This window comes from Microbacterium sp. BF1, assembly GCF_019279095.1.
GTDB lineage: Bacteria > Actinomycetota > Actinomycetes > Actinomycetales > Microbacteriaceae > Microbacterium > Microbacterium maritypicum.
In genome coordinates this window covers 1-5,837 of record NZ_JAGYWT010000130.1, presented here as the reverse complement: position 1 = coordinate 5,837, position 5,837 = coordinate 1, and the positions used below count along the sequence as shown (strand labels likewise).

At 67.2% G+C, this 5,837-nt stretch carries 6 protein-coding genes and 2 pseudogenes; 6 read left to right on the top strand and 2 right to left on the bottom strand.

Annotated features, from left to right (window positions below):
- The 4 genes from KZA10_RS06645 to KZA10_RS06635 form a co-directional block, all read left to right on the top strand.
- On the top strand, positions 1-374 hold a 374-nt coding region (locus tag KZA10_RS06645), incomplete at its 5' end, for a DUF4190 domain-containing protein (RefSeq protein WP_218682467.1).
- 55 nt (positions 375-429) lie between these two features.
- Positions 430-777, top strand: coding sequence for a DUF3099 domain-containing protein (locus KZA10_RS06640; RefSeq protein WP_218682466.1), 348 nt, complete (start codon positions 430-432; stop codon positions 775-777).
- A complete protein-coding gene (locus KZA10_RS17855; RefSeq protein WP_082524193.1) occupies positions 774-968 on the top strand; it encodes a hypothetical protein in 195 nt (64 codons plus the stop codon). The genes KZA10_RS06640 and KZA10_RS17855 overlap by 4 nt, the downstream gene beginning before the upstream one ends.
- Complete coding sequence (locus tag KZA10_RS06635; protein ID WP_055872418.1) at positions 965-1,777, top strand: SURF1 family protein; 813 nt, start codon at positions 965-967, stop codon at positions 1,775-1,777. The genes KZA10_RS17855 and KZA10_RS06635 overlap by 4 nt, the downstream gene beginning before the upstream one ends.
- Positions 1,778-1,890: 113 nt before the next feature.
- Here KZA10_RS06635 and KZA10_RS06630 read toward each other — a convergent pair whose 3' ends face one another.
- Both KZA10_RS06630 and abc-f read right to left on the bottom strand, forming a co-directional pair.
- Positions 1,891-2,490 carry a pyridoxal 5'-phosphate synthase gene (locus KZA10_RS06630; protein ID WP_256934499.1) on the bottom strand — a complete coding sequence of 200 codons (600 nt, stop codon included), beginning with the start codon at positions 2,488-2,490 and terminating at the stop codon, positions 1,891-1,893.
- Between the two features lie 77 nt (positions 2,491-2,567).
- On the bottom strand, positions 2,568-4,166 hold the full coding sequence (gene abc-f / locus KZA10_RS06625; RefSeq protein ID WP_055867785.1) for a ribosomal protection-like ABC-F family protein: 1,599 nt from the start codon (positions 4,164-4,166) through the stop codon (positions 2,568-2,570).
- Between the two features lie 186 nt (positions 4,167-4,352).
- Between abc-f and KZA10_RS06620 the strand changes: the two are divergent.
- Both KZA10_RS06620 and KZA10_RS06615 read left to right on the top strand, forming a co-directional pair.
- Positions 4,353-4,784, top strand: a pseudogene (locus tag KZA10_RS06620) (LuxR C-terminal-related transcriptional regulator); the annotation flags it as partial.
- A gap of 98 nt (positions 4,785-4,882) precedes the next feature.
- A pseudogene (locus KZA10_RS06615) lies at positions 4,883-5,611 on the top strand (acyltransferase family protein); the annotation flags it as partial.
- Between the last annotated feature and the right edge of the window lie 226 nt (positions 5,612-5,837).

Sequence of the window (5,837 nt, the reverse complement as noted above, 5' to 3'; positions counted from 1 at the left end):
AGCCCGTCCCGCCGGCGTACAGCCCGACGACCCCGCCTGCCTATGCGCCCTACGGCGCGCCGGTCTACCCCGCAGTCCCGGCCCCGCGCCCCACGAGTGGACTCGCGATCACCTCGCTGATCTGCGGCATCGCCGGAGTCGTGCTCGTCTGGGCCATCATTCCGGTGCTGGCGTCGATCGCAGCCGTCATCACCGGTCACATGGCGCTCGGGCAGACCCGGCGTGATCCCGGCATCGGCGGTCGAGGCATGGCCATCGCCGGACTGATTCTCGGTTACGCGATGATCGCGATCGCCGCATTCACCCTCATCGGCATCATCATCAGCTTCCTGTTCGTCGGAGCGTTCAGCCTGCCCTTCATCTTCTCCCGCTGATCCGCCGCAGAAGGGGCACGCCGACGGGTCGGCAGCGGCGTAGGCTTGAGGCATCGTGAAGAACGCGCGTCAAGTCCCGGCCGTGACCTCCCTGCCGCAGTCTCCGCAGGACGAGGCTGACCATCGCGTGCGCCGATATGTCCTGACGATGACCATCCGCATCGTGTGCTTCGCACTCATGGTGCTCGTCCAGCCCTACGGGTGGTACACCTGGGTCTTCGGGATCTCGGCGGCCGTGCTTCCGTACATCGCCGTGGTGTTCGCGAACGCGGGCAGCGACAGCACCGAAGCCACGGCGGAGTCGCCCTTGCAGGAGCTGGAAGCGCAGGGACCGGTTCCGATCGAGCCCGAGGCGACGACCCCGCCGGTGTTCACGATCCATGAAGGCCCCAAGGACCGATGACACAGCTCGAATGCTCGCGCGCCGGGTGCCGGAGCGCGGCGACCAGACAGGTCGTGTGGCGTAATCCTCGGATCCACGCCATCGATCGGGAGAAGATCTGGCTGGCCTGCGATGAGCATGTCGAGTACCTCCGCGACTACCTCGCAGCACGTGAGTTCCCGGTGACTGTTCGAGACGGAGTTCCGGCATGAGCCGACGACTGACCAGGTGGGTCATCTACGTGCTCATCGCGATCGGATTCGGGGTCGCGTGCGTGTTCCTGTCGCATTGGCAGTTCGAGCGGAACGAATCCCGCGCCGCGCAGATCGAACTCGTCGAGCAGAACTACGACGCCGACCCCGTCCCCCTGACCGATCTCATCGGAGACGACGGCGCGCTCGATCCGGCCGATGAGTGGCGCCCGGTGGTCCTGAAGGGCGAGTACCTGGCGGAACAGCAGCTGCTGGTCAGGAACCGCCCTCACGGTGGGACCAGTGCTTTCGAGGTGCTGGTGCCGTTCCGTGACGCCGATGGACGCATCTTCATCGTCGATCGCGGCTGGGTGCCGCCCGGCGATGGCGATGCCCCGGATTCGGTGCCGGCCCCTCCCTCGGGGGAAGCCGAGGTCACGGTGCGACTTCGCCCGGGCGAGCAGCTACCGGCCTCGGGTCGCGGGGCACCCGAAGGACAGGTCCCGACCATCAACCTGCCGTCGATCGCGACGCTCGTCGACGGCGATGTGATCACGAGCGCCTACGGACGAGTGATCAGCGAGGAACCGGCAGGGGACGGCGCACTGGGTGGATTCGACTCCCCCACCGACGATCCCGGTCCCCATCTGTCGTACGCGATCCAGTGGATTCTCTTCGCCCTGATGGGCTTCATCTTCATCGGATACATCATCCGCACGGAGATCGTGAAGCACCGCGAAGAGGTCGAGGGCGCGCCGGCCCCGGTCAGGAAGTCGCGTCGCAAGGACCACGATGCCGACGTCGAGGACGAACTGCTCGACGTGCGCTGATCGGTGCAGCCGCTGCGGAGACAGAGCCAGCGCCGTTCATCGCGAGACGTCGAAGCCACCGTGGTGGGTGCGCCATTCCTCGAGCGCCCCGATCTCGACCACCTGAAAGTCACTCATGCACGTCCGTCGACGATCTGATCGCTCTCCACGCCGGTGATCGAGCCCATCACGGTGCGTTGCCAGCCACCCTCCGCGCGACGATAGATGATCCGGTTATGGTTCCGGTCCGCTGATCCCTGCCAGAACTCGACTCGCGTCGCAACGATCCTCCAGAGAACCCATTCCCCCGCCGCGATGCCACCGCGGGCCTCGGCCGAGCGCGCGGCGAGATCTGCGGCGCTCTCCACCGGAGAAGCTTCTCGGATCATTCCTCGCACGCGAACGGCTCGCCGGAGCGGCTGCCACCAGAAGTTCAACGCCGCGGCGGGGCGCGCAGCGATCTGCTGGCTCTTGCGGGAAGAGCGCGCCCCGGCGAACGACCATCCCCCCGCATCGACGTTCTTGAGGATCAGTGTCCGCGCATCCGGTATGCCGTCACCGTCCACCGTCGCCAGTGTGGCCGTGTGCGGCTCTGCGACCCCGCTCTCGGCCGCCTCCCCGATCCAGTCGACGAAGAGCGGCTCAGGATCCTCGGGAAGCTCTGCGAGGTCGAGCGTCGGCGCGGCGCCGGTGAGGGAAGGCTGCGCACGCAACCACTCCCTGATGTCTGACAAGGACGGGGGTTGCGCAATCGACATGGTCCCGACTATGCCACGAATACTCTGCGGACCCACACAACCCCGCGAAGGGATCAGGCGAGCTCGATGAGGTCCTGGTACTCCTGGCTCCAGATGTCCTCGACACCGTCGGGCAGGATGAGCACGCGCTCGGGGTTGAGCGACTGCACGGCGCCCGGATCATGCGAGACGAGCACGACAGCACCCTCGTAGTGCGCGAGCGCACCGAGGATCTCCTCGCGGGAGGCGGGGTCGAGGTTGTTGGTCGGCTCGTCGAGCAGCAGTAGGTTCGCGGACGAGACGACGAGCGTCGCAAGCGACAGACGCGTCTTCTCTCCACCGGAGAGCACTCCGGCGGGCTTGAGCACATCGTCGCCCGTGAACAGGAACGACCCCAGCACCTTGCGGGCCTCAGTCTCGGTGATGTGCGGCGCAGCCGAGACCATGTTCTCCAGCACCGAGCGGTTCACATCGAGGTTCTCGTGCTCCTGCGCGTAGTACCCGACCTTGAGACCGTGCCCCGGCTCCAGCTGCCCCGTGTCCGGCTGGTCGACACCGGCGAGCATGCGCAACAGCGTGGTCTTGCCCGCACCGTTGAGACCGAGCACGACCACCTTGGAACCGCGATCGATGGCCAGGTCGACATCGGTGAAGATCTCGAGCGACCCGTACGACTTCGACAGGCCTGACGCCATCATCGGCGTCTTGCCGCAGGGCGCCGGCTTCGGGAAGCGCAGCTTCGCGACCCGGTCTTCCTGGCGCACCTCGTCGAGCCCCGCGAGCAGCTTCTCGGCGCGCGCGATCATCTGATGCGCAGCAGCCGCCTTCGAGGCCTTCGCCCCGAAGCGTGCGGCCTGCAGCTGCAGGGTCGTCGCCTTCTTCTCGGCGTTCGCACGCTCTTTCTTGCGGCGCTCCTCATCGGCCACCCGCTGGCGCAGGTAGTTCTTCCAGTTCATGTTGTAGGTGTCGATGCTCTGGCGGTTGGCGTCGAGGTAGAACACGCGGTTCACCGTCTCGCCGACCAGCTCGACATCGTGGCTGATCACGATCAGTCCACCCTTGTAGCCCTTGAGGAACTCCCGCAGCCACACGACGCTGTCGGCGTCGAGGTGGTTCGTCGGCTCGTCGAGGATCATCGTCTCGGCGTCGGAGAACAGGATGCGGGCGAGCTCGATGCGGCGACGCTGACCACCGGAGAGCGTCGACAGCGGCTGGTCGAGGATGCGGTCGGGAAGCGACAGGTTGTTGGCGATGGAGGCGGCCTCGGCCTCTGCCGCATAGCCGCCCTGTGCCTCGAACTGCTCGGTGAGGCGGGCATAGCGCTTCATCGCCTTGTCGGCCACCGCCGGGTCGTCGGAGCCCATCGCGAGCGCGGCCTCGGTCATGCCGAGGTTGAGCTGACCGAGCCCGCGAGCATCGAGGATGCGGGTGCGCGCGAGGTCTTCGGGGTTGCCCGAACGGGGGTCCTGCGGGAGGTAGCCGAGCTCGCCGGAGCGGGTCACGCTTCCGCCGGAGGGCAGCACGTCGCCCGCGAGCACCTTGGTGAGCGTGGTCTTTCCGGCCCCGTTGCGGCCGACGAGTCCGATCTTGTCTCCGTCGGCGACGCGGAACGAGACGTTCTCCATCAGCAGGCGCGCGCCAACGCGGATCTCGAGGTCGTGCACGGCAAGCACAGCGGACGTCCGTTCTTTCGGGGAGGTTGTTCGGCCGATCGGCCAGCCTCCCAGTATAAGCGTCGTAGCCGGGCGTCGCGGTCAGCAAGATCAGCCCGGAGAGTGAGCGTCCCGATACCTCAGAGGGATGCCTGTGCCATCGCCTGCCGCATAACGTGCGGGAGTGGACACCCCGCGGCGCACGTGCCCCGGATACTGATGCTGACGACGTTCGACATCGATGACTACGTGTACGACGCCCTCGAGGCCGGTGCCAGCGGGTTTCTGCTGAAGGACGCACTACCGGAGGAACTCGTGCACGCGGTGCGGGTCGTTGCAGGTGGAGATGCGCTGCTCGCCCCCAGTGTGACCCGTCGCATGATCGAGCAGTTCGCCGGCCGTCGCCCCCGGGCACCGCGTTCGGCGACAACCCTGGCCGACCTCACCGATCGGGAGCGCGAGGTGCTCGTGCTCATCGGTCGAGGACGCTCCAACACGGAGATCGCCGCCGAGCTCTTCATCGCGGAGCAGACCGTGAAGACGCACGTCGGCAAGGTGCTCGCGAAGCTGAACCTGCGCGACCGCGTGCACGCCGTGATCCTCGCCTACGACACCGGACTCGTAGAGCCCTCATCCTGACTCACCCCGTCGTAGGGGGTCGCAACAGCACCCGAGGGTGATGCCTCCGCCTGCACCGCGTCCATAGTCTCCTGGAACACCGCGTCCGAGGAGGACTCATGACCATCGTCCAGGCACCGCGCGCCGTCAGCACCACGGCTCCCCCGCGCGCATCCCGCGACACCGGGGTCGACTTCCTCCGGGCCCTCTGCGTCCTCGGCGTCGTCCTCCTGCACGCGATCATGGTCGGCGTCACCGTCGGCGAGTCCGGCCCGGTCTTCGACAACGCCAGGGACGAAACGGCATGGATCGCACCGCTCAGCTGGTTCCTGCAGGTGATGCCGCTGTTCTTCGTGATCGGAGGCTTCTCCGGACTCCTCGCCTATCAGCGGATGCGTCAGCGCGGAGGAACGGCTATCGGCTTCGTCGCCGGCCGCGTGCACCGCCTGCTGCGTCCGGCGATCCTCACGATCGCCGTCATCGGACTCGCGCTCGCCCTGCTCACCGTCTCGGGCGTCCCTGCCGACCTGATCGCGACGGCCGGCTTCCGCTACGGGCAGCCGCTCTGGTTCCTGGGGGTCTTCCTCCTCTGCCAGGCGTTGCTCCCCCTCCTCGCCGCCTCTCATGAGCGCGCGCCCCTGCGGACCATCGGAGCCCTGGCCGTCGCCGCGATCGCCGTCGACGTACTTCGGGCGGCCTCCGGACTCGAAGGCCTGGGCTTCCTGAACCTCGCCTTCGTGTGGATGACCCTCCAGCAGCTCGGTTTCTTCCTCGCCGACGGCAGCATCGACCGCCTCAGCAGACGCGTCCGTGCCGCTGCAGGCATCGCCGCCCTCCTGACGCTGGTGGCGACGTTCGCCTTCGGGATATACTCCCCCGACCTGATCGCCAGCATCAACCCGCCCACGGCTGCGCTCCTGCTGGTCGGCGTCGCCCACACCAGCCTGTCGACAATCCGGACTCCTTCCGCAAGCTCCGCGAGACCATCGAGAAGCTCGACGTCGAACGGGGGACGATGGGCAACCACGCGTTCTACCTGTCGATCCCGCCGAAGGACTTCCCGCTGGTTGCGAA